Source organism: Streptomyces sp. SDT5-1, assembly GCF_052245995.1.
Taxonomy (GTDB): Bacteria; Actinomycetota; Actinomycetes; order Streptomycetales; family Streptomycetaceae; genus Streptomyces.
In genome coordinates this window covers 3534300-3556243 of the sequence record NZ_CM125963.1, presented here as the reverse complement: position 1 = coordinate 3556243, position 21944 = coordinate 3534300, and the positions used below count along the sequence as shown (strand labels likewise).

The following is a 21944-nucleotide window of genomic DNA, read 5'->3' as shown; positions in this document are numbered from 1 at the left end:
ATGAGCACCCAACCGCCGCCCTCCGGGTCCGGCCAGCCGCCGGACGACGACCCGTTCCGCAAGCCGCCGCCCTCCGACCAGGGCGGCGGCTCGCCGTACGACACTCCGCAGAACCCCTACGGCTCGGGCCCCCCGCCGCCCCCGCCCCCGCCTCCGTACGGCGGTGATCCCTACGGTGGCGGGTACGGCGCAGCCGATCCGCTCGCCGGGATGCCGCCGCTGGCCGACAGCGGGAAGCGGGTCCTCGCCCGGATCATCGACATCATCCTCGTCGTGATCGTCGTCGGCCTGCTCTCCTGGGCCTTCGGCCTGCTCCAGGCGAACGTCGACCCCGACGACATGGACTACGGCAAGCGCTTCGGCCAGTCGCTGCTCGGCGCGATCCTCTACGTCGGCTACGACACGCTGATGACGGCGAGGACCGGGCAGACGCTCGGCAAGAAGTGGCTGCACCTGCGCGTCGCGAACCTGAGCGACGGCGCGACGCCGAGCACCCAGACCAGCCTGCTGCGCGCGATCGTGCTGTGGGTGCCCGCCGTGTTCTGCTGCGCCTGCATCTGGACGGCGATCAGCGGCGGCTGGAGCTTCTTCGACAAGCCCTACAAGCAGGGCCTGCACGACAAGGCGGCGAAGACCGTGGTGGTCAGCACCGCCTGATCGGAAGACCGCACCGGCGAACCGGCGGGTCCGTGCCTCACGGGCCCGCCGGTTCGCGCGTGCGCGCGGGCTCGGTGGGGCTCTGGGCCGTGGGGGAGGGGAGCGTGGCGCCGAGGCGCTGCGCGGGCACCCGCTCCTCGGCGGCGGTCTCCCGCCTGCGGGTGGGCACCGACATCGCCACGAACAGCCCCAGGATGAGCGCCGACACGGCGATGACCGGGATGCCGGGGCCCGATTCCGTCCGGGACAGCAGAACCATGGCGATGGTCGAGCAGACGACGGTGGCCGATCCGTAGGCGAGCTGTGCGACAGTCGGGCGAGGCATGGCGACATCCGTCCTCGTGACATCGGGGGAACTATTCGGACCTGTGCCCGAGGCGAGCGCCCGGTAAGCATGCCCTAAGCACTGCCGCCGGAGCATGGGGGGCGCACGGAGTCATCAGGTCCACCAAATGGACGGGACGGCGCGCCCGTTGCTCGTGGGGCCTGCCGTCACAGCGCGTCCGGAATACGAACCGAGCGCTCTGCATAGTGCAATGTGAAGGTCTCAGTCAAGGTCTGTTATTTCTCCTCTACTTCCGGTCAAATGACGTCACTTGTGACGCGTGGCTGTCAGGCCACGGAGGAGGGGACCACTCAAGTGACCACCAAGAGACGGGCGTTGAGATCCGTCGCCGTCATCGCGACGCTCGCCGCCACCGCGGCCACCGGCTCGCTCGCGGCGACCACCGCCCAGGCCGACACCCCGGCCACCACGAGCGCGACCTCCGGAAAGACCTACGGAGGCAAGGGCCACGTCTTCGACGGCCCGTTCAGCAAGCAGCAGGAGAAGCAGCGGCAGGCCGCACTCCAGCAGGTCCTCCAGGGCACGTCGAAGGTCCAGGAGAAGCACGGCTCCAAGGTCGTGGAGCTGTCCAAGGGCAAGTACGTCGAGCTGGGCCGCGAGCGCACGGACAAGATCTTCACGATCCTGGCCGAGTTCGGCGACAAGGTCGACAACACGACCCTGGTGGACCGCGCGGACGACGACACGGACGAGCTGAAGCCCAAGTACGGCGGCACGCCGGGCCCGCTGCACAACCAGATAGCCGAGCCGGACCGTGCGAAGGACAACAGCACGGCCTGGCAGAAGGACTACAACTCCCAGCACTACAAGGACCTGTACTTCGGGGACGGCAAGACCGCATCCGGCAAGGGCGCCGACTCCCTCAAGACCTATTACGAGAAGACCTCCTCGGGCCGCTACTCGGTCGAGGGCGAGGTCTCCGACTGGGTCAAGGTCGAGTGGAACGAGGCCCGTTACGGCTCCAACTACTGCGGCGCCGACAACTGCCCGAACGTCGAGGACCTGGTCCGCGACGGCGTCAACGCCTGGGTCGCGCAGCAGAAGGCGGCCGGCAAGACGGACGCCGACATCAAGGCCGACATGGCCCAGTACGACCAGTGGGACCGCACGGACCACGACAACGACGGCAACTTCAACGAGCCGGACGGCTACATCGACCACTTCCAGATCGTGCACGCGGGCGAGGACGGCTCGGCGGGCGGCGGCGCGCAGGGCGGCGACTCCCTGTGGGCGCACCGCGGTTACGCCTACTCCCGCGACGACGGCGAGACGGGCCCGGCCGGCTTCAAGGCGGGCGGCACCCCGATCGGCGACACCGGCATCTGGGTCGGCGACTACACGATGCAGCCGGAGAACGGCGGCCTCGGCGTCTTCGCCCACGAGTACGGCCACGACCTCGGCCTGCCCGACCTGTACGACACCACGTACACCGGCGAGAACTCGGTCGGCTTCTGGTCGCTGATGTCGGCGGGCTCCTGGCTCGGCACCGGCAAGGACGCCATCGGCGACATGCCGGGCGACATGACCGCCTGGGACAAGCTCCAGCTCGGCTGGCTCAACTATGACAAGGCGAAGGCCGCGACCCGGTCGACGCACAAGCTGGGCGTCGCCGAGTACAACACCAAGCTGAAGCAGGCGCTCGTCGTCGAACTGCCGAAGAAGAACGTCACCACGGACATCGTGAAGCCCGCCGAGGGCACGAAGCAGTGGTGGTCGGACTACGGCGACGACCTCGACAACACGCTGTCGCGCACGGTCGACCTGACCGGCAAGAAGTCCGGCTCGCTCGAACTCGACGGCTGGTACGACATCGAGAAGGACTACGACTACCTGTACACGCAGGTGTCGACGGACGGCGGCGCGAGCTGGAAGACCATCGACGGCACCGCCGACGGTCAGCCGATCCCGCGCGACGGCGGCGACAAGCCCGCCCTCACCGGCACCAACGGAAAGTTCCAGCACCTCGTCTACCCGCTGGACGCCTACGCCGGACAGAAGATCGACGTCCGCTTCCGCTACAAGACCGACGGCGGCGTCGCCCAGATGGGCTTCGCCTTCGACAACTTCACGGTCAAGGCGGACGGTTCGGCGGTCTTCACCGACAACGCCGAGTCCGAGCAGTCCGGTTGGACCACGCGCGGCTTCTCCCGCATCGGCGCGTCCATCTCCGGCGACTACCCGCAGTTCTACCTCGCGGAGAACCGTCAGTACGTGTCGTACGACAAGACCCTGAAGGTCGGCCCGTACAACTTCGGCTGGCGCGACGGCGGGGCCAAGCAGAACTGGGTCGAGCACTACGCGTACCGCCCCGGCCTCATGATCTGGCAGTGGGACACCTCGCAGCGCAACAACAACGTCGGCCAGCACCCGGGCCAGGGCCTGATCCTCCCGGTCGACGCGCACGCGAAGCCGCTGAAGTGGGCCGACGGCAAGTTGATCACCAACAAGATCACGCCGTACGACGCCGCCTTCGGCCGCTACCCGGTCCCCGGCATGACGCTCCACAAGCTGGGCGTCGAGACGAAGATCCCGGCGCAGGCCGGCGTCCCGGTCTTCGACGATCACAAGGGCACGTACTGGTACCCCGAGAACCCCACGGGGAGCGTGCGCACAACTGACACCAACACCAGGATCAGCATCGTGAAGCAGCCGCTCGACGGCTCCTCGATCACGGTCAAGGTGGGCCCCTCGGGCAAGTAAAACGGTAAAAGCCCAGGTCAGAAGCGATTCGGCCGCGACCCTCTAGCGGGGTCGCGGCCGGTCGTGCTTAGGTGCGTCCTGTGAGTTCCTTATTGACACTACGTCTCACGGGGGTGTGACAGTCATGTCCGCAGGAGGGTTCTGCAAGCTGCCGGGCGGCACCGTGGTGGTGGCCCTGACCCTGCCCGCGCCGGGCTCGGCCGACGGCGCCGTACGGGTCCTGGTGCACGCCGCGAACCGGCCCCGCGCCCTGACCCGCCTGCGCAATCTGGGCCTGCGCGCGGTCTATCTCCGGGGCAACGCCCAGCCGCCGACCCCGGACGAGATAACGGCGGTCCTGCACCACCCCGACGGCCTGATATGGCGCACGGCCCCGGACACGAGATCGGGCGAGCTGTGGCACCCGATCAGGGCGCTGCTGCGGACCAGCCCGGCGGCCTAGGGGCCTAGGCGACCACGGGCTTGCCGCTGAGTTCGACCCCGGCCGAGCGCAGCTCCTCGAGGGCCGCCTCCGTGGAGGCGGCGGACACCCCGGCCGTGAGGTCGAGCAGCACGTGGGTGCGGAACCCCTCGCGCGCCGCGTCCACGGCCGTGGCCCGCACGCAGTGATCCGTGGCGATGCCGACCACGTCGACCTCGGACACCTCGCGCCGCCGCAGCCACTCCGCGAGCGGCACCCCGTTCTCGTCGGTGCCCTCGAACCCGCTGTACGCGGCCGAGTGCGCGCCCTTGTCGAACACCGCGTCGATCGCGCCCGAGGCGACCGCGGGGGCGAAGTTCGGGTGGAACCCCACGCCCTCTGTCCCGGCCACGCAGTGCCGGGGCCAGCTGTGCGCGAAGTCCGGCGCGTCCGAGAAGTGGTCACCGGGGTCGATGTGGTGGTCACGCGTGGCGACGACGTGCTGGTAGCCGCCGCCACCGGCCTGCCCGACGAGGTCGGTGATCGCGGCAGCGACGTCGGCACCTCCCGCCACCGCGAGGCTGCCGCCCTCGCAGAAGTCGTTCTGCACGTCTACGACGATCAGGGCGCGGCGCATGATTGCTGTCCTTCTGCTTGGAGACTACGAGCGTAGAAGCTTCACGTGCGTTGCGGGAGAGGGCATGAGGCGCCCCGCGGCAGCGCGGCGCCTCAGACGTACTCGGTCGGAATGACCGCCTCGCCGCGGGACAGCTGCGTCGCCGAGAGCGGCAGCCCGTCGCGCGCCGCGATGTGCCGCTCGCGCACCGCGTCGAGCGGTTCACGGGACAGCACCTCGCCGCCCTTGACCAGCTCGACGAGGAGCTGCCGGTCGGCGAGGTCCGCCGGGACGGCCCCGGTGCCGACGACCTCGGCCTCCGCGACCCCGTCCGCGTCGAGGCGGCGGGCCGCCCACTTGCGGCCCCCGATGGACGTCTTGCCGCCGGCCGCCTTCTTCGCCACCGGCACCAGCGGGGCCTTCGGGTCGGCGGAGTCGGCGCGCGCCACCAGCTTGTAGACCATCGAGCACGTCGGGTGCCCGGAGCCGGTCACCAGCTGCGTACCGACGCCGTACGCGTCGACGGGGGAGGCGGCGAGCGAGGCGATGGCGTACTCGTCGAGGTCGGAGGTGACGACGATCTTGGTGTTCTTCGCGCCGAGCTCGTCCAGCTGCTGCCGCACCCGGTGCGCGACGAGCAGCAGGTCGCCGGAGTCGATCCGGACCGCGCCCAGCTCGGGCCCCGCGATCTCGACGGCCGTCGCGACGGCCTCCTTCACGTCGTACGTGTCGACGAGCAGCGTTGTCGAGCCGCCGAGCGAGTCGACCTGGGCGCGGAAGGCGTCCCGCTCGGAGTCGTGCAGCAGCGTGAAGGCGTGCGCGCTCGTCCCCACGGTGGGGATCCCGTACCGGAACCCGGCCGCGAGGTCCGACGTCGTCGCGAAGCCGCCCACGTACGCGGCGCGCGAGGCGGCCACGGCGGCCAGCTCGTGCGTGCGGCGCGCGCCCATCTCGATCAGCGGCCGGTCGCCCGCGGCCGACGACATCCGGGAGGCCGCCGCGGCGATCGCCGAGTCGTGGTTGAGGATCGAGAGGATCACGGTCTCCAGGAGCACGCACTCGGCGAAGGAGCCCTCGACGCGCAGGACGGGGGAGCCGGGGAAGTACACCTCGCCCTCGGGGTAGCCCCAGATGTCGCCGGAGAACCGGTAGTCCGCGAGCCACTGGAGCGTCGGCTCGTCGACGACGCCGCGCTCGCGCAGGAAGTCGAGCACCTGCGCGTCGAAGCGGAAGTTCTCGACGGCGTCCAGGACGCGCCCGGTGCCCGCGACGACGCCGTAGCGCCGGCCCTCGGGCAGCCGCCGGGTGTAGACCTCGAAGACCGAGTGCCGGTCGGCGGTGCCCGCGGCCAGGGCGGCCTGCAGCATCGTCAGCTCGTAGTGATCCGTGAAGAGGGCTGTCGACGGGACGTCCACCGGCAGGCCAAGGTCCGCTGTGTTCATAGGATGGATGCTACCCCGGATTAGCGTCAAGGTGACGATTTCTGCGTCCGTTTGTGCGTGGGGCGGGTGGTGGTGGCAGCATGGGCCCTGTGACGGCCCCAGCACCCATTGAGATCGAAAGGCCCGAGACGACGGAGGAGGCGTCCGTCGTGCCCGAGCCGGACGTGCCATGGATCACGCTCGTCCACAACGATCCGGTGAACCTCATGAGCTACGTGACGTATGTCTTCCAGACGTACTTCGGGTACTCCAAGGACAAGGCCACCAAACTCATGATGGACGTGCACCAGAAGGGCCGGGCTGTCGTCTCCACGGGGACCCGTGAGGAGATGGAACGCGACGTGCAGGCGATGCACGGATACGGCCTGTGGGCCACGCTTCAACAGGATCGGAAGTAACAGCATCCCGATGCCAGGACATTTCGAACCGATCCCCGGTGGCGGCGCGGCCGTCGCCCTCGACGACGTCGAGATCTCCATCATCCGCTCGCTCGCGGTGCAGCTCCTCGAGCTGATCGGGCCGGGCCCGGGAGGCGAGGCGGACGACGACCCGCTCGCGGAGCTCTTCGCCGAGGGCCCCAGCGAACCGCCCACCGACGCGGTGCTGCGCCGCCTGCTGCCCGACGCGTACGGCGGTCCCGGTGCGGAGGCCGAGAGCCCGGAGGAGGCCGACGAGCAGCGCGCCCACTCCTCGGAGTTCCGCCGCTTCACCGAGAACGACCTGCGGGCGGGCAAGCGCGAGGACGCCCTCGTCGTGATCCGCACGCTCGACACGCTCAGCCCGGCGGGCGACGGCGGCGCCGTGCTCAAGCTGTCCCAGAGCGAGTCCGTCCAGTGGATGCGGGCCCTGAACGATCTGCGGCTCGCGATCGGCACCCGCCTCGACATCACGGCCGAGGAGGACACGGACCTCCTGTACCGGCTCCCCGACGACGACGCGCGCAAGCCGATGGTGATGGCGTACCTGTGGCTCGGCGGGCTCCAGGAGACCCTCGTCGAGACCCTGATGCCCTGACCTTCGGTCAGGTTGTCCTGTTCGCTCAGCGGGCCCTCAAATCCGTATAACGATCGCGTCACCGAGCCGCCCTGGAATGCGGCGCGGTGATCGTTTTGTCCGGTTTTGCTGGTGGCGTACGCCACACGTGCCTCGGCCAACCCGCGTGAACCGCGTGATAAATCTTCACGACCACCTGAAGGACGCCACCCCTGTCCTCCCAGGGGGCGCCCCGACCGGCCGACCGCCGGTAGGCACAAGCTCCATCCATCCAGGGGCCCTGACCCCAAAGGATCGTCACAGTCGATCCGAGCCGAGTACGGCACGGATCGGCATGGAGAAAGGCGCACACCATGACCTCAGTGCAGGTCGACGAGCAGCACGACGGCAATGAGGCCGCGCAGGCCGAGTCCGACGAGGGTTATCAGCGAGGACTCGGGGCCCGCCAGATCCAGATGATCGCCATCGGCGGCGCCATCGGGACCGGCCTCTTCCTCGGCGCGGGCAAGGGCATCTCCAAGGCGGGGCCCAGCCTGATCCTGGCGTACGCGGTCGCCGGCGTCGTCATCTTCTGCATCATGCGGGCTCTCGGCGAGCTCCTCATGTACCGCCCCGTGTCCGGCTCCTTCTCGGAGTACGCGCGCGAGTTCATCGGCCCCTTCGCGGGCTTCGCGACCGGCTGGACGTACTGGCTGTTCTGGGTCATCACCGGCATGACCGAGGTCACCGCGGCGGCCACCTACATGACCTTCTGGTGGGACATCCCGCAATGGGTGTCCGCACTGGTCTTCACCGTCATCCTCTACGGCGCCAACCTGATCTCCGTGAAGCTCTTCGGTGAGCTCGAGTTCTGGTTCTCCACCGTCAAGGTCACCGCCATCATCGGCATGATCCTGATCTGCGCCGGCATCCTCACCATCGGCTTCTCCGACGCCGGTGACACCGCGTCGCTCACGCACCTGTGGGACCTCGGCGGCTTCTTCGCCGGCGAGAACGGCATCGGCTCGACGCTGATGACCCTCCAGATGGTGATGTTCGCCTTCCTCGCGGTCGAGCTCGTCGGCGTCACCGCCGGTGAGGCCAAGGACGCCAAGAAGGTCCTGCCGAAGGCGATCAACACCGTGCCGTGGCGCATCGCCGTCTTCTACGTCGGCGCCCTGATCATGATCCTCTCGGTCGTGCCGTGGACCTCCTTCAAGGCCGGCGAGAGCCCCTTCGTGCACGCCTTCGACAAGATGGGCCTCGGCATCGGCGCCGCCATCGTCAACTTCGTCGTGCTGACCGCCGCGCTGTCCTCCTGCAACTCGGGCATGTACTCCACCGGCCGCATGCTGCGCGACCTCGCGCAGAACAGCCAGGGCCCGCAGTTCTTCACCAAGCTGAGCAAGAACGGCCTGCCGGTCGTCGGCACCACGTTCTCCGCCGCGATGATGCTGGTCGGCGTCTGGATCAACTACCAGTGGCCGGGCGAGGCGTTCAACTACGTCGTCTCCTTCGCCACCATCTCCGGCATGTGGGCCTGGATCATCATCCTGATCTGCCAGATCCGCTACCGGATCAAGTCCGACCGCGGCGAGCTGCCGAAGTCCGAGTTCCGCGCCCCCTGGGGCGTCTGGGTCAGCGCCCTCGCGCTCGGCTTCATCTTCCTCGTCATCGTCCTCATGGGCATCGACCCGGACGCGCGCGTCTCCCTGTACGCCGCCCCGGTGTGGGCCGCGATCCTGGGCGTCTCGTACTTCATCCTGAAGAAGCGCAACCCGGAGGCCGCCGCCTTCTCGAAGCGCAGCTGACGCACCTCGTCTCACCAAGTGGGCCTCCCCGTACCGCACTCCGGTACGGGGAGGCCCACTTGCTTATGCTGGCCGCATGTTGAAGATTTCCCAGACCCTGGTCGACCAGATCGTCGAGCACGCCCGCAAGGACCACCCCGACGAGGCCTGCGGCGTCATCGCGGGCCCGGTCGGCGAGGGCCGCCCCGAGCGCTTCATCCCGATGCTGAACGCCGCGCGCTCGCCCACGTTCTACGAGTTCGACTCCGGCGACCTGCTGAAGCTCTACCGCGAGATGGACGACCGCGACGAGGAGCCCGTCGTCATCTACCACTCGCACACCGCCACCGAGGCCTATCCCTCGCGCACCGACGTGACGTACGCGAACGAGCCGAACGCCCACTACGTCCTCGTCTCCACCGCCGACACCGACGACGCGGGCCCCTTCCAGTTCCGCTCCTTCCGCATCGTCGAGGGCGAGATCACCGAGGAAGAAGTCCAGGTCACGGCCTGAATCTCAATCGGCGGACGCGAAACGACCGCATGATGAGATCACACTCCGGGATCCGGGACGGGAATCGATACGATGAGCCCATGGTTTTCCACGACGTGAGCGAAAAGACGCCGGGCATGCTGCTCGTTGCGCGGCTGCACGTCGACCTGTGCCGCCTCGCCAGCGCCATCTGTCCGCGCTGAGCCGCACCGCCGTACCGCAGGCCGCCCATCGGCCCGTACGGAAGCGCCGCCGCGCGCTCACCCACCAGACTTCCGACTCCTGACAGGAGCCCAGCATGGCCATCGAGGTCCGCATCCCGACCATCCTCCGCACCTACACCGACGGCGAGAAGGCCGTCCAGGGCAGCGGCGCCAACCTCGGCGAGCTCTTCGCCGACCTGGACACGCGGCACGCGGGCATCGCCGACCGCATCGTGGACAACGGCCAGCTGCGCCGGTTCGTGAACGTGTACCTGAACGACGAGGACGTCCGCTTCCTCGACGGCATCGACACCAAGGTCGCCGACGGCGACAACATCACGATCCTGCCGGCCGTGGCCGGCGGAATGCGCTGAGCCGGCCCATGCGCTACGACAGCCCGCTGGCCGCGGTGGGCAACACCCCTCTGGTGCGCCTGCCGCGGCTCTCGCTCTCCGACGACGTACGGATCTGGGCGAAGCTCGAGGACCGCAACCCGACCGGCTCGATCAAGGACCGCCCCGCGCTCCACATGATCGAGCAGGCCGAGAAGGAGGGCCGGATCAAGGCCGGGGACACCATCCTCGAGCCGACCTCCGGCAACACGGGCATCTCGCTCGCGATGGCCGCCCGCCTCAAGGGCTACCGGATCGTCTGCGTCATGCCGGAGAACACCTCGCAGGAGCGCCGTGACCTGCTCGCCATGTGGGGAGCGGAGATCATCTCCTCGCCCGCGGCGGGCGGCTCGAACACGGCGGTCCGGATCGCCAAGGAGCTGGCCGAGCAGCACCCGGACTGGGTGATGCTGTACCAGTACGGCAACCCGGACAACGCGGGCGCGCACTACGCCACGACGGGCCCCGAGATCCTCGAGGACCTCCCGTCCGTGACGCACTTCGTGGCCGGGCTCGGCACCACCGGCACCCTCATGGGCGTCGGCCGGTACCTGCGCGAGCACAAGCCCGACGTCAAGATCGTCGCGGCGGAGCCGCGCTACGACGACCTCGTCTACGGGCTGCGCAACCTCGACGAGGGCTTCGTGCCCGAGCTGTACGACGCGTCCGTGCTCACGACCCGGTTCTCGGTCGGCTCGGCCGACGCCGTGACCCGCACGCGCGACCTCCTCCAGCAGGAGGGCATCTTCGCGGGGGTCTCCACGGGGGCCGCGCTGCACGCCGCGATCGGCGTCGGCAAGAAGGCGGTGAAGGCGGGGGAGTCCGCCGACATCGTGTTCGTGGTCGCCGACGGCGGCTGGAAGTACCTGTCGACGGGCGTCTACACGGCCGCGACCACGGAAGAGGCCATCGAGGTCCTGCACGGCCAGCTGTGGGCCTGATGAACTGAGCCCCTCCGGCACGACGCCGGAGGGGCTTCTCAGTGGCCCAAGTGGCGGACCTGGTCCCAGAGACCGGGATCGATGACGCCCGCCCGGCGGCGGAAGTCGCCCAAGGGGACCTCGCGCAGCTCGTCCGTCTCCAGGAAGCTCGCCCGCCCCCGCGCATCGCCCACGGCCCCCGGCGGCAGCGCGATCACACCCGGCCGCTCGTCGTGATAGCGGCTGGTGATCTTGACGACGGTCGCCACACCCCGCCGCACCGACAGGACCAGGCACGGCCGGTCCTTCCCGCCGGGCCCGTCCTCGTAGGGCACGAGCGCCCACCAGATGTCGCCGGGCTCGGGCCCCCGCGCGTGCGCATCCCGAGGTACGTGCCGGTCACGGCGGCGATGGCGCGTGCCGCGCCCCCACCCGTCGACCAGCGTCGCGACGAGCGCGAGCAGCACGACGGCAGCGAGCGCGAGCCACCAGGACGTGTCCATAGGGACGACGGTACCGGTGGGGCGCCAGGGGTGCGCACGCGGACCGGAAGCCGTCCGAACCGGTGACAGCGCAGGTGAGTTCGCCCACAACGGCCCGTGACGGAGGAGCCACCCGACCTTTTGCGCCTTACGCTCGACTGACCCCCTTGGCCCATGGCCCATGGCTCCATCCACGCATTTCCGACCGCCAGCGCGGAGGTTGAAGGCTCTTATGAAGCTCACCGTCGTCGGCTGCTCGGGGTCGTTCCCGTCCGCGGATTCGGCCTGCTCGAGCTACCTCGTCGAGGCCGACGGCTTCCGGCTGCTCCTCGACATGGGCAATGGCGCCCTGGGCGAGTTGCAGCGCCACATCGGTCTGTACGACCTCGACGCGATCTTCCTCTCGCATCTGCACGCGGACCACTGCATCGACATGTGCGCGTACTTCGTCGTGCGCTACTACCGCCACGACGGCGGCCGTTGCGCCCCGATCCCCGTCTACGGCCCCGAGGGCACCGAGCAGCGGCTGACCACCGCGCACGCGGACGCGCCCTCGGCCTCCGCGTTCAGCGAGGTCTTCGACTTCCACACCGTGAAGCCGGGCTCGTACGAGATCGGGCCCTTCTCCGTCCGCATGGAGAAGGTCTGCCACCCGGTGGAGTCGTACGCGATCCGGGTCGAGCACGAGGGCCGCTCCCTGACGTACTCCGGGGACACCGGGCCGTGCGCCGCGCTGGACGAACTCGCCGAGGACAGCGACCTGTTCCTGTGCGAGGCCGCGTTCACGGACGGCAAGGAGAACATCCCGGCCCTGCACCTCAACGGCCGGGAGGCGGGGGAGTCGGCGCAGCGCGCGGGCACCCGCAAGCTCGTCCTGACGCACATCCCGCCGTGGACCGACCCGCAGGTGAACCTGGCGGACGCGCGCGCGGTGTACGACGGTCCTGTCGACCTGGCCGCGCCCGGACGCACGTACACGCTCTGAGCGACGTACCCGCTCCGCGAGCCGCACGGCACACGCGAAGGGGCCCCGGAACCGCAGTGGTTCCGGGGCCCCTTCGCGTACGGGGGAGGGGCTCACGCCTTCGTGAGGTCCTCGACCTCCTCCTCGGGCTCGCGGCCCGGGGTGGTGAGGTTGAACTTGGTGATCGCGAAGCGGAACACCACGTAGTAGAGGGCCGCCATGACCAGGCCGATCGGGATGATCAGCCAGGGCTTGGTCGCGAGGTTCCAGTTCAGGGCGTAGTCGATGAAGCCCGCCGAGAAGTTGAAGCCGGCGTGCACGCCGAGGGCCCAGGTGATCGCCATGGAGATGGCCGTCAGGATCGCGTGCAGCACGTACAGCAGCGGCGCGATGAACATGAACGTGAACTCGATCGGCTCGGTCACACCGGTGACGAACGAGGTCAGCGCGAGCGAGACCATCATGCCCATCACGGCCTTGCGGCGCTCGGGGCGCGCGCAGTGCGCGATGGCGATGGCGGCGGCCGGCAGGCCGAACATCATGATCGGGAAGAAGCCGGACTGGTACATGCCGGCCGACGGGTCGCCCGCGAGGAAGCGGGTGATGTCGCCGTGCACGACGGAGCCGTCGGGCTTGGTGTAGTCGCCGAGCTGGAACCAGGCCACCGTGTTGACGAACTGGTGCATGCCGATCGGGATCAGGCCGCGGTTGATCAGGCCGAAGAGGGCCGAGCCGCCGGCGCCGAGGCCGGTCATCCACTCCGCGAAGCTGGTGATGCCGTCGCCGATGGGCTCCCAGATCAGGCCGAAGAAGACGCCGACCACGATGCCGACGAAGGCCATGATGATCGGGACGAGGCGGCGGCCGTTGAAGAAGCCGAGCCAGTCGACCAGCTTGGTGCGGTGGTACTTCTGCCAGATCACGGCCGCCAGCAGACCCATGATGATGCCGCCGAGGACACCGGGGTTGTTGTAGACGGCGGCGACGTCCTCGCCCTTCTTGACGACGGCCTCGTGGACCGGGAACGCCTCGAGGACCTTGTTGTAGACGAGGAAGCCGACGAGGGCGGCGAGCGCCGTCGAGCCATCGGACTTCTTGGCGAAGCCGATGGCGACGCCTATGCAGAACAGAATGGGCAGGTTGTCGGTGATCGCCGAACCGGCGTTGGCGAAGACCGTGGCGACCGTGCCCCAGCCCAGACCGTCCTTGCCGAAGACGTCGTCGGCGCCGAGCCGCACCATGATGCCGGCGGCAGGGAGCACCGCGATCGGCAACTGCAGGCTGCGGCCCACCTTTTGGAGGCCCTGGAACAGGCCGGATCCCCGCTTCTTCGCGGGGGCCGCCGTAGCGCTGGCGGTGCTCATCAACTTCCTCCATGAAAAGCAGATGGTCTACACCACTCAGTGGTGTAGACCTGTTGTAGCACGGTGAAGGCGGGATAAGGAACCCTCGATTCCCGCACCAAAGGGCCCCCGGACCGAGTGGTCCGGGGGCCCTTCGCGACCGAGCCGAAAAGCGTTATGCCTTGGTGATGTCCTCGACCTCTTCCTCGGGCTCGCGCCCCGGAGTCTTGATGTCCCATTTCGTGATCGCGAAACGGAAGATCACGTAATAGAGGGCGGCGAAGACGAGGCCGATCGGAATGATCATCCATGGCTTCGTGGCCAGATTCCAGTTGATCAAGTAGTCGATCAGTCCCGCGGAGAAGCTGAAGCCGTCCTTGACGCCGAGCGCCCAGGTCACCGCCATCGACACACCTGTGAGCACCGCGTGCACCGCGTACAGCGCCGGGGCGATGAAGACGAAGGAGTACTCGATCGGCTCGGTGATACCGGTGACGAACGAGGTCAGCGCGAGCGACAGCATCATGCCCGCGATCGCCTTGCGCCGCTCCGGCCGCGCGCAGTGCACCATCGCGAGACAGGCCGCGGGGAGGGCGAACATCATGATCGGGAAGAAGCCCGACTGATAGATGCCCGCGCTCGGGTCGCCGCTCAGGAACATGTTGATGTCGCCGTGCACGGTCGTGCCGTCGGGCTTCGTGTACGAGCCGAACTGGAACCACAGCGGGACGTTGAGGAACTGGTGCAGGCCGATCACGAGCAGCGCGCGGTTGGCGACACCGAAGATGCCGGAGCCGATGGCGCCCAGGCTCTCCAGCCAGTTCGAGAAGCTCTCCAGCGCGTCACCGATCGCGGGCCAGATCCACAGGCACAGCGCCGCGAAGACGATGCCGACGAAGGCCATGATGATCGGGACGAGCCGGCGGCCGTTGAAGAAGCCGAGCCAGGAGACCAGCTTGGTGCGGTGATAGCGGACCCAGAAGAACGAGGCCAGGAACCCCATGATGATGCCGCCGAACACGCCGGGGTTCTGGTACGTCGCCGCGGTCACCGCCCCGTCCGCCAGACAGCCCGTCGCCACCGTCTTCGACCCGGCCGGGCAGTCGATCGGGAACTGGTGCAGCACGCCCCGGTAGACGAGGAATCCCGCCACCGCCGCGAGGGCCGTCGACCCGTCCGCCTTCTTGGCCATGCCGATCGCGACACCGATGCAGAAGAGCAGCGGCAGGCCGAGGTCGGCGTCGAGCAGCGCGCCGCCCGCACCCGAGAAGACCTTGGCGACATTGGTCCAGCCGAGGCCGTCGTCGCCGAAGACATCGGGCTGCCCGAGACGGTTGACGATGCCGGCCGCGGGAAGCACCGCGATGGGGAGCTGGAGGCTGCGCCCCATTTTCTGGAGCCCCTGGAAGAAATTCCTCCAGGGGCTCGGCCTCGGCGCGGCAGCGGCATTGGCGCTCATGGGCGTCCTCCAGGAACAAACCACGGTGGGCGGGCGTCGGATAGTCTGGCTACTGGTGTAGACCAGTTACGGGGACGGGTCGGTCCGTTGCTCGTCATCTTTCGTCACGGGCGGGATCACCGCTCGCGAAGATGGGCCAACCGTGGGTTACCGTGACAAAGCGGCCCAAAGGCGGGCCCGGAGAACACAGGGAGAACGAAATGGCCACGAAGGCTGAGAAGATCGTCGCCGGCCTCGGCGGGCTCGACAACATCGAAGAGGTCGAGGGCTGCATCACCCGCCTGCGCACCGAGGTCGTCGACCCGGCCCTGGTCGACGAGGCCGCCCTGAAGGCCGCCGGCGCCCACGGCGTCGTCAAGATGGGCACCGCGATCCAGGTCGTCATCGGCACCGACGCCGACCCCATCGCCGCCGACATCGAAGACATGATGTGACCCACTGAGGTCCGCCGCCGAAGGCCCCGCCCCCGACGCCGGGGGCGGGGCCTTCGGCGTACCGGATACGCTCGTGCCCATGTCTCGCATCGACGGCCGCACCCCCGAACAGCTCCGCCCGATCACCATCGAACGAGGGTGGAGCAAGCACGCCGAAGGCTCCGTCCTCGTCTCCTTCGGAGACACCAAGGTCTTCTGCACCGCCTCCTTCACTGAGGGCGTCCCGCGCTGGCGCAAGGGCAGCGGAGAGGGCTGGGTCACCGCCGAGTACTCGATGCTGCCGCGCTCCACGAACACCCGCGGCGACCGCGAGGCCGTGCGCGGGAAGATCGGCGGCCGCACGCACGAGATCAGCCGGCTCATCGGCCGTTCGCTGCGCGCCGTCATCGACTACAAGGCCCTCGGCGAGAACACGATCGTCCTCGACTGCGACGTCCTCCAGGCCGACGGCGGTACGCGTACGGCCGCCATCACCGGCGCGTACGTGGCGCTCGCCGACGCCGTGGCGTGGGCCCAGGGCAAGAAGATCATCAAGGCCGGCCGCAAGCCGCTGACCGGGTCCGTGAGCGCGGTCTCCGTCGGCATCATCGACGGCGTGCCGATGCTCGACCTCCCCTACGAGGAGGATGTGCGCGCCGACACCGACATGAACGTCGTGTGCACCGGCGACGGCCGCTTCGTCGAGATCCAGGGCACCGCCGAGGCCGAGCCGTTCGCCCGGGACGAGCTCAACTCCCTGCTCGACCTGGCCGTCGCGGGCTGCGACGAGCTGGCGGCGATCCAGCGCAAGGCGCTCGAGGAGACCCTCGGATAACGGCTTGCGGAGGTAAAGAACTCCCCAAGTAGGGTGGCCGGGCACAGCAACCGCACAGCCACCGACTGCGTCACTACGGGTGGGCGGACGGCGAACGACACCAACGGCCGTCCGCCGTCCGTACTTCAGGGGGAGGACCCTTCCATGCCCGCGCGCCACCGCCGTATCGCCCTCCTGGCCGCCACCGCGGCGCTCGTCGCGATCCCGGTCACTGTCGGCTGCTCGGCCGTCGACAAGGCACTCGACTGTGCCCGCACCGCCGACTCCATCGCCGACAGCGTGACCGACCTCCAGCAGGCCGTGGAGAACGCGTCCAACGATCCGACGCAGGCCGACGAGTCGCTCGACAAGATCGACAAGAACCTCGACGCCATCGGCGACAAGACCGACAACGCGGATGTGTCCAAGGCCGTCGACGACCTCAACAAGGCGGTGGACAACGTCCGTACGTCGATCAGGAACGGGGACGAGACGCCCGACGTCACCCCCGTCACCGACGCCGCGGGCGAGCTGACGAAGGTCTGCACGTCGTCGTAGCGGGGCGCCTGGAACACTGGGTGGCATGACCCGCCTCATCCTCGCCACCCGTAACAACGGCAAGATCGTCGAACTCCGCTCCATCCTCGCCGACGCCGGACTGCCCCACGAGCTGGTCGGCGCCGACGCGTACCCCGAGGTGCCGGACGTCCGCGAGACCGGTGTGACCTTCGCCGAGAACGCGCTGCTCAAGGCGCACGCCCTCGCGAAGGCCACCGGGCTTCCGGCCGTCGCCGACGACTCCGGGCTCTGCGTCGACGTCCTCGGGGGCGCGCCCGGTATCTTCTCCGCCCGCTGGGCCGGAAAGCACGGCGACGACAAGGCGAACCTGGACCTGCTGCTCGCGCAGCTCTCCGACATCGACGACGACGTCCACCGTGGCGCCCACTTCGCGTGTGCGGCGGCGCTCGCGCTTCCCGACGGGACGGAGCGGGTGGTGGAGGGGCAGCTCCGGGGCGTCCTGCGGCACGCCCCGGCGGGGTCGGGCGGTTTCGGCTACGACCCGATCCTTCAGGTCGAGGGGGACACCCGTACCGCGGCGGAGCTCACGGCGGCCGAGAAGAACGCGATCTCCCACCGCGGCAAGGCCTTCCGCGCCCTCGTCCCGGCCATCCAGGACCTCTTGGGCTAGGTCCATCCGCCTCACGTCTGCCAACGGCCACCGGCTCTCACGCCACGGGGCCCCGCCCGGCCCCCGCTGCTCAATCGCCGCAGGGGCTCGATCCACCCGCCTGCACCGCCCCGCCCGGCCCTCCGGGGCCCCGGGGGTGACGGGCCGCGCTGAAGCCGTGGGTTGGCCGCTGAGCGCCCGGCGCCGGGGCCCTCATCCGCACCGGGCGACAACGCCTCACGTCTCTCCTGCGGTGCTCTGCCCCAGGCCCTGCGGGGCTCTGCCCCGGAACCCGCCCAATCTCCCACCCACCCGCCCCCTCCAGGGGCTCGGCCCCCGTGAGTCGCGGGCTGCACTGGGGCGGTGGGTCGGACGTGGCAGGCCCGGTGCCGGGGCGTTGCTGCGGCCAGTACCGGGCGCTGAGCGCCGTTCAACGGTTACCGGACACGGTCCGGGAAGCTGGGCAAGATCAAGCCCCTGCGGCGATTGAGCAGCGGGGTCTGGGGCGGAGCCCCAGGGCGCAACCCCGTGGGGCCGACGCCCCCGGAGGGGGCGGGTGGGTGGGAGATGGCCGGGGGAGAGAGAACCGTGCTGGTTTCGGCTCCCGGGAGCCGCATGTTGCGGGCCCCGCGGTGTGGCAGGCGGCGCCCCCCCGTCTCCGTAGCGTCACGCCATGTCGGCCAACCTCAACGGCCCCGGACGACGGCCTCGGAGAGGGCGGCTGGGAGATGAGCGGGGGCGAAACCCGCGCTGGTTTCGGCTCCCGGGAGTCGCACGTTGTGGGTTCTGCGGCACGGCAGGCGCCGACCCCGCTCCAGCAACGCCACCCCACCCCGGCCAACCCCAACCGCCCCCGGTCGACCGCCACCACACCCCCAGTCCGAGCGGAGCTCAGCCGTCCAGCCGCCCGCGCCGGCGGGACGCCTTGAGGTCGCGCTTCTGCGCCCGCGTCAGCTTGCGCTCCACCCCCACCCCGCCCCAGAACGCGAACCCCGTGATGACCACGCGCGGCGCCCCCGGGTCGCCGGGGACGCCCTCCTGGTTGTGGTCGAAGCCGCCCATGATGCCGATGCCGCGCACCACGACCTCCACGCCCGGCGGCACGACGACGTTCATGCCACCCATGAGCGCCACGCAGTTGATCACGACCTCGCGCGCCTCGAAGTCCGCCTCGCGCAGATCGAGCTCACCGCCACCCCAGAACGCGAAACAGTTGAACCGCCGCGGCACCGTCCACCGACCCTTGCGCTGGAACCCGGACATCACCCCCACGCCCCACGTGGACGTCGCCTCGCCCCGGATCCGCGCGCTCCAGTCGACGGCCCCCTCCGGCAGCGGCTCCTTCACGAAGCTCACCACCGGCAGGTCCTTCGTGAGCGGCGCCAACTCCCCGTACGTACGCGCCTGATACACCGCGTCGAGCCGCTCCCCGAACTCCTCCATGTCGAGCCGCCCCTCCGCGAGGGCGTCCCGCAGCCGCTCGGCGACCCGTTCACGGTCGGCGTCGGACGCGCGCAGTTCGGGCTGGGACTCGGCGGAGGGCCTCGGGAGGCCGGATTCGTCCGTCATGCCAGTCAGCGTACGAAGGTCGCCGTCACGGCGCTACGGACGTGTCCCGCGCATACATCCGCGCGATGACCGCCTCGATGTCGGGCTCCCGCACCGAGAGGTCGACGAGCGGATACCGTTCCGCGATCCCGGCGACGAGCGGCGCCGCCGACTGCCCCGCGGGGAACGCCAGCCACTGCCGCGCCCCCTCCACCTTCACGACCCGCGCGAACTCCACGTCCAGCGGCGGAAGTTCCCGCTCCAGGTCGACGACGAGCGTCCGCTCCGCCGCCGCGCCGCCCACCCCGTGCAGGCCCTCCAGCTCGCCGTCGTACATGAGTCGCCCGTGGTCGATGACCATCACCCGGCGGCACAGCTGCTCGATGTCGGTCAGGTCGTGCGTCGTGAGGAGGACCGTGGTGCCGTGCTCGGCGTTCAAGTTCCGCAGGAATTCCCGCACTTTGACCTTCGACACCACGTCGAGGCCGATCGTCGGCTCGTCCAGGTACAGCACCTCCGGGTCGTGCAGGAGCGCCGCCGCGATGTCCCCGCGCATCCGCTGCCCGAGCGACAGCTGACGTACCGGCGTCTCCAACAGGTCGCCCAGTTCCAGGAGTTCGACACAGCGGGCCAGGTTCTCCTCGTAGCGACCCTCCTCGATGCGGTACATGCGGCGCATCAGGCGGTACGAGTCGATCAGCGGCAGGTCCCACCACAGCGTCGTCCGCTGCCCGAACACCACGCCCATGCGCCGGGCGAGCCGCGCCCGTTCGCGTGAGGGGTCGATGCCGGCGACGCGGAGACGGCCGCCGCTCGGCGTGAGGATGCCGGTCAGCATCTTGATCGTCGTCGACTTGCCCGCGCCGTTCGGCCCGATGTACCCGACCATCTCGCCGCGCCGCACCGTGAAGCTGAGCGCGTCCACGGCCCGCACCCGGCGCCGCTCCCGCCGCATGAACCCCGTCTTGCGCCGCACGTCGAAGACCTTCTCGACGCCGTCAAGCCGGATGAACTCGTCGCCGGCCGGTGCCACTTCCACGTCAACTCCCCGTGCTGCGATACGTACGGAGCGCCGCCCGCCAGGCGAACAGCGCGAGAGCCATGCACCCCGCCGCGACCAGAGGCGGCGCGAACGCCACCCACCGCGGCAGGTCGAGCGGATAGGGGCGGCCCAGTATGTAGAGGCCGGGCAGCCAGTTCACGAACGCCAGCGGCAGCACGAACGTGACACCGCGCAGCAGCGCGTCCCCGAACACCGTCGGCGGGTAGCTGAGCATCGCGTTGCCCCCGAACGTCGCCGCGTTCTGCACCTCCGACGCGTCCTGCGCCACGATCTGGAACGCCGCGCCCCCGACGAACACCGCCGCGAAGATCGCCGCGCCGCTCACCACCAGGACCGGCACGAGGAGCACCTTCAGCGGCGTCCACGCCACGTCGACCGCCGCGACCCCGTACCCGAGCACCACCACGCCCTGCGTCACCCGCCCCAGCCTGCGCAGCGCGAACCGGTCCGCCGCCACCTGCGCGAGCACCGGCGCGGGCCGCACCAGGAACGTGTCGAGCGTCCCGTCCCGCACCCGCTGCCCGAGCCGCCCCACCGAGCCGAACGCCAGGTCGGCGAGCCCGAACGAGGTGCCCGCCGCCCCGTACAGGAACGCGATCTCCGGCAGCCCGTAGCCGCCGAGCCGGTCCACCTGGGTGAACATCAGCAGGATCCCGACGAACTCCAGGCCGGTCACCGCGAAGTTCCCGAACGCCGTCATCAGGAACGACGCCCGGTACGCCATCGTCGACCTGATCCACATCCCGCCGACCAGCCGGTACGTCCGTGCCGCCTCCGCGACCACACCCCGCTCAGCCACCCTGCACCACCACCCTCCGCGCCGCCGCGACCTGAAGCAGCCGCCCCGCGCCGAGCAGCACCACCGCCCACGCTCCCTGGAACAGCAGCGCCCCCGCCACGCCCCGCTCGCCGAGCAGCACGTCCGCCGGCACCTGGAGCAGCGCCGACCACGGCAGCGCGCGGGCGAACTCGCCGAAGCCGCCCGGGAACACGTTCAGCGGCAGCAGCATCCCCGAAAGGAACGTCGACACCAGCCCCGACATCTGCACCACCCCGCTGCCGTCGAGCAGCCAGAACGCGGACAGCGCCACCAGATAGCGGATCGCGAAGCTCACCGTCGCCCCCGCCATCAGCGTCAGCAGGAACGCCACCCAGCGCAACGGGTCGGCGGGCAGCGCCAGTTCGAAGACCAGCGCCCCCACGGCCATCGGCACCACCCCGCGCCCCAGGAACTGGAACGCGGCCCGCCCCAGATCCTGCGCCAGCCACCAGCACTGGAGATCCACCGGACGGTACAGATCGACGGCGATGTCCCCGCTGCGGATCCGCTCCATCAGATCGGTCTCGAAACCGCCCCCGATCTGGAGCACCATCACCGCGAACATCGCCTGCCCGATCCACACGAACGTCAGCGCCTGCGCCTGGTCGTACCCGCCCAGGTGCGGTCGCTCGTCCCACAGCGCGATGTACGTGCACGCGATGATCAGGCCGAACACGGTGTTCGTGAAGACCCCGGCGAGCGTCGCCCCGCGATAGGTGGCGTATCTGCGAAAGCCGCCCGCGGCCACCGTCGCGTACAGCCGCACCGCTCCCACGAAGACTCCCCCCGCCGCGCCGAACCGGAATGGGCCGAAGCGCAGGAGCCTAGCCAGCCCGCGCGTCGCCTGCCACGGTTTTTCGGTGTCATGTAGCAGTCTTGGTGGTCATATGTGTCATACGAGGCGTACGTGACGTACGACGCGGATCAGGAGTTCCACAG

25 protein-coding genes are annotated in these 21944 nt (G+C 69.6%); 15 read left to right on the top strand and 10 right to left on the bottom strand.

What is annotated here, in order from left to right; translation table 11 throughout:
- Window positions 1-657 carry an RDD family protein gene (locus tag ACTWJ8_RS16535; protein WP_356376256.1) on the top strand — a complete coding sequence of 219 codons (657 nt, stop codon included), beginning with the start codon at window positions 1-3 and terminating at the stop codon, window positions 655-657.
- Between the two features lie 37 nt (window positions 658-694).
- Here ACTWJ8_RS16535 and ACTWJ8_RS16530 read toward each other — a convergent pair whose 3' ends face one another.
- Complete coding sequence (locus ACTWJ8_RS16530) at window positions 695-982, bottom strand: hypothetical protein (RefSeq protein ID WP_356376258.1); 288 nt, start codon at window positions 980-982, stop codon at window positions 695-697.
- A gap of 315 nt (window positions 983-1297) precedes the next feature.
- Between ACTWJ8_RS16530 and ACTWJ8_RS16525 the strand changes: the two genes are divergently transcribed.
- Both ACTWJ8_RS16525 and ACTWJ8_RS16520 read left to right on the top strand, forming a co-directional pair.
- Window positions 1298-3703, top strand: coding sequence for an immune inhibitor A domain-containing protein (locus tag ACTWJ8_RS16525; RefSeq protein WP_356376261.1), 2406 nt, complete (start codon window positions 1298-1300; stop codon window positions 3701-3703).
- Between the two features lie 124 nt (window positions 3704-3827).
- A complete protein-coding gene (locus ACTWJ8_RS16520) occupies window positions 3828-4145 on the top strand; it encodes a hypothetical protein (protein ID WP_356376263.1) in 318 nt (105 codons plus the stop codon).
- A 4-nt stretch (window positions 4146-4149) separates the two neighbouring features.
- Here the strand turns inward: ACTWJ8_RS16520 and ACTWJ8_RS16515 are convergent, their stop codons facing one another.
- Together ACTWJ8_RS16515 and ACTWJ8_RS16510 are read right to left on the bottom strand one after the other, a co-directional pair.
- Window positions 4150-4740, bottom strand: a complete 591-nt coding sequence (locus ACTWJ8_RS16515; protein WP_356376266.1) for an isochorismatase family protein — start codon at window positions 4738-4740, stop codon at window positions 4150-4152.
- 92 nt (window positions 4741-4832) lie between these two features.
- On the bottom strand, window positions 4833-6161 hold the full coding sequence (locus ACTWJ8_RS16510) for a nicotinate phosphoribosyltransferase (RefSeq protein ID WP_443264280.1): 1329 nt from the start codon (window positions 6159-6161) through the stop codon (window positions 4833-4835).
- 80 nt (window positions 6162-6241) lie between these two features.
- Between ACTWJ8_RS16510 and clpS the strand changes: the two genes are divergently transcribed.
- The 7 genes from clpS (at window position 6242) to ACTWJ8_RS16475 (ending at window position 10952) form a co-directional block, all read left to right on the top strand.
- On the top strand, window positions 6242-6559 hold the full coding sequence (gene clpS / locus ACTWJ8_RS16505) for an ATP-dependent Clp protease adapter ClpS (RefSeq protein ID WP_356376271.1): 318 nt from the start codon (window positions 6242-6244) through the stop codon (window positions 6557-6559).
- Window positions 6560-6569: 10 nt separating this feature from the next.
- Window positions 6570-7175 (top strand): DUF2017 domain-containing protein, encoded by a 606-nt coding sequence (locus ACTWJ8_RS16500; protein WP_356376273.1) that lies wholly within the window; start codon window positions 6570-6572, stop codon window positions 7173-7175.
- A gap of 332 nt (window positions 7176-7507) precedes the next feature.
- Window positions 7508-8944, top strand: coding sequence for an amino acid permease (locus ACTWJ8_RS16495; protein WP_356376276.1), 1437 nt, complete (start codon window positions 7508-7510; stop codon window positions 8942-8944).
- Window positions 8945-9020: 76 nt separating this feature from the next.
- A complete protein-coding gene (locus ACTWJ8_RS16490; RefSeq protein WP_356376279.1) occupies window positions 9021-9437 on the top strand; it encodes a M67 family metallopeptidase in 417 nt (138 codons plus the stop codon).
- An 80-nt stretch (window positions 9438-9517) separates the two neighbouring features.
- Window positions 9518-9619, top strand: a complete 102-nt coding sequence (locus ACTWJ8_RS16485) for a putative leader peptide (RefSeq protein ID WP_317453331.1) — start codon at window positions 9518-9520, stop codon at window positions 9617-9619.
- A 95-nt stretch (window positions 9620-9714) separates the two neighbouring features.
- Window positions 9715-9993, top strand: coding sequence for a MoaD/ThiS family protein (locus ACTWJ8_RS16480; protein WP_356376282.1), 279 nt, complete (start codon window positions 9715-9717; stop codon window positions 9991-9993).
- Between the two features lie 8 nt (window positions 9994-10001).
- Entirely contained in the window at window positions 10002-10952 is a 951-nt protein-coding gene (locus ACTWJ8_RS16475; RefSeq protein WP_356376285.1) for a PLP-dependent cysteine synthase family protein, read from the top strand.
- 38 nt (window positions 10953-10990) lie between these two features.
- On the opposite strand, the gene ACTWJ8_RS16470 is transcribed toward ACTWJ8_RS16475, so the two are convergent.
- Window positions 10991-11434, bottom strand: coding sequence for a type II toxin-antitoxin system PemK/MazF family toxin (locus ACTWJ8_RS16470; RefSeq protein WP_356376288.1), 444 nt, complete (start codon window positions 11432-11434; stop codon window positions 10991-10993).
- A gap of 211 nt (window positions 11435-11645) precedes the next feature.
- On the opposite strand from ACTWJ8_RS16470, the gene ACTWJ8_RS16465 reads away from it, so the two are divergent.
- Window positions 11646-12398, top strand: a complete 753-nt coding sequence (locus tag ACTWJ8_RS16465) for an MBL fold metallo-hydrolase (RefSeq protein WP_356376291.1) — start codon at window positions 11646-11648, stop codon at window positions 12396-12398.
- 92 nt (window positions 12399-12490) lie between these two features.
- On the opposite strand, the gene ACTWJ8_RS16460 is transcribed toward ACTWJ8_RS16465, so the two are convergent.
- On the bottom strand, window positions 12491-13741 hold the full coding sequence (locus tag ACTWJ8_RS16460; protein ID WP_356376294.1) for a PTS transporter subunit EIIC: 1251 nt from the start codon (window positions 13739-13741) through the stop codon (window positions 12491-12493).
- A 154-nt stretch (window positions 13742-13895) separates the two neighbouring features.
- On the bottom strand, window positions 13896-15179 hold the full coding sequence (locus tag ACTWJ8_RS16455) for a PTS transporter subunit EIIC (RefSeq protein WP_443264279.1): 1284 nt from the start codon (window positions 15177-15179) through the stop codon (window positions 13896-13898).
- Window positions 15180-15379: 200 nt separating this feature from the next.
- Here ACTWJ8_RS16455 and ACTWJ8_RS16450 point away from each other — a divergent pair, with 200 nt between their 5' ends.
- The 4 genes from ACTWJ8_RS16450 (at window position 15380) to rdgB (ending at window position 17595) form a co-directional block, all read left to right on the top strand.
- Complete coding sequence (locus ACTWJ8_RS16450; RefSeq protein ID WP_356376300.1) at window positions 15380-15613, top strand: PTS glucose/sucrose transporter subunit IIB; 234 nt, start codon at window positions 15380-15382, stop codon at window positions 15611-15613.
- Between the two features lie 79 nt (window positions 15614-15692).
- Window positions 15693-16427 carry a ribonuclease PH gene (gene rph, locus ACTWJ8_RS16445; RefSeq protein ID WP_356376303.1) on the top strand — a complete coding sequence of 245 codons (735 nt, stop codon included), beginning with the start codon at window positions 15693-15695 and terminating at the stop codon, window positions 16425-16427.
- A gap of 144 nt (window positions 16428-16571) precedes the next feature.
- A complete protein-coding gene (locus tag ACTWJ8_RS16440; protein WP_443264278.1) occupies window positions 16572-16964 on the top strand; it encodes a hypothetical protein in 393 nt (130 codons plus the stop codon).
- Between the two features lie 25 nt (window positions 16965-16989).
- Window positions 16990-17595 (top strand): RdgB/HAM1 family non-canonical purine NTP pyrophosphatase, encoded by a 606-nt coding sequence (gene rdgB / locus ACTWJ8_RS16435; RefSeq protein ID WP_356376309.1) that lies wholly within the window; start codon window positions 16990-16992, stop codon window positions 17593-17595.
- A gap of 870 nt (window positions 17596-18465) precedes the next feature.
- Here rdgB and ACTWJ8_RS16430 read toward each other — a convergent pair.
- The 4 genes from ACTWJ8_RS16430 to ACTWJ8_RS16415 are packed head-to-tail and all read right to left on the bottom strand — an operon-like array spanning window position 18466 to window position 21780.
- A complete protein-coding gene (locus ACTWJ8_RS16430) occupies window positions 18466-19143 on the bottom strand; it encodes a DUF1707 SHOCT-like domain-containing protein (protein ID WP_356376312.1) in 678 nt (225 codons plus the stop codon).
- Window positions 19144-19168: 25 nt separating this feature from the next.
- A complete protein-coding gene (locus ACTWJ8_RS16425) occupies window positions 19169-20161 on the bottom strand; it encodes an ABC transporter ATP-binding protein (protein ID WP_356376315.1) in 993 nt (330 codons plus the stop codon).
- 1 nt (window position 20162) lies between these two features.
- Window positions 20163-20927 carry an ABC transporter permease gene (locus ACTWJ8_RS16420; RefSeq protein ID WP_443264909.1) on the bottom strand — a complete coding sequence of 255 codons (765 nt, stop codon included), beginning with the start codon at window positions 20925-20927 and terminating at the stop codon, window positions 20163-20165.
- A gap of 49 nt (window positions 20928-20976) precedes the next feature.
- On the bottom strand, window positions 20977-21780 hold the full coding sequence (locus tag ACTWJ8_RS16415) for an ABC transporter permease (RefSeq protein WP_356376318.1): 804 nt from the start codon (window positions 21778-21780) through the stop codon (window positions 20977-20979).
- Window positions 21781-21944 lie beyond the last annotated feature (164 nt).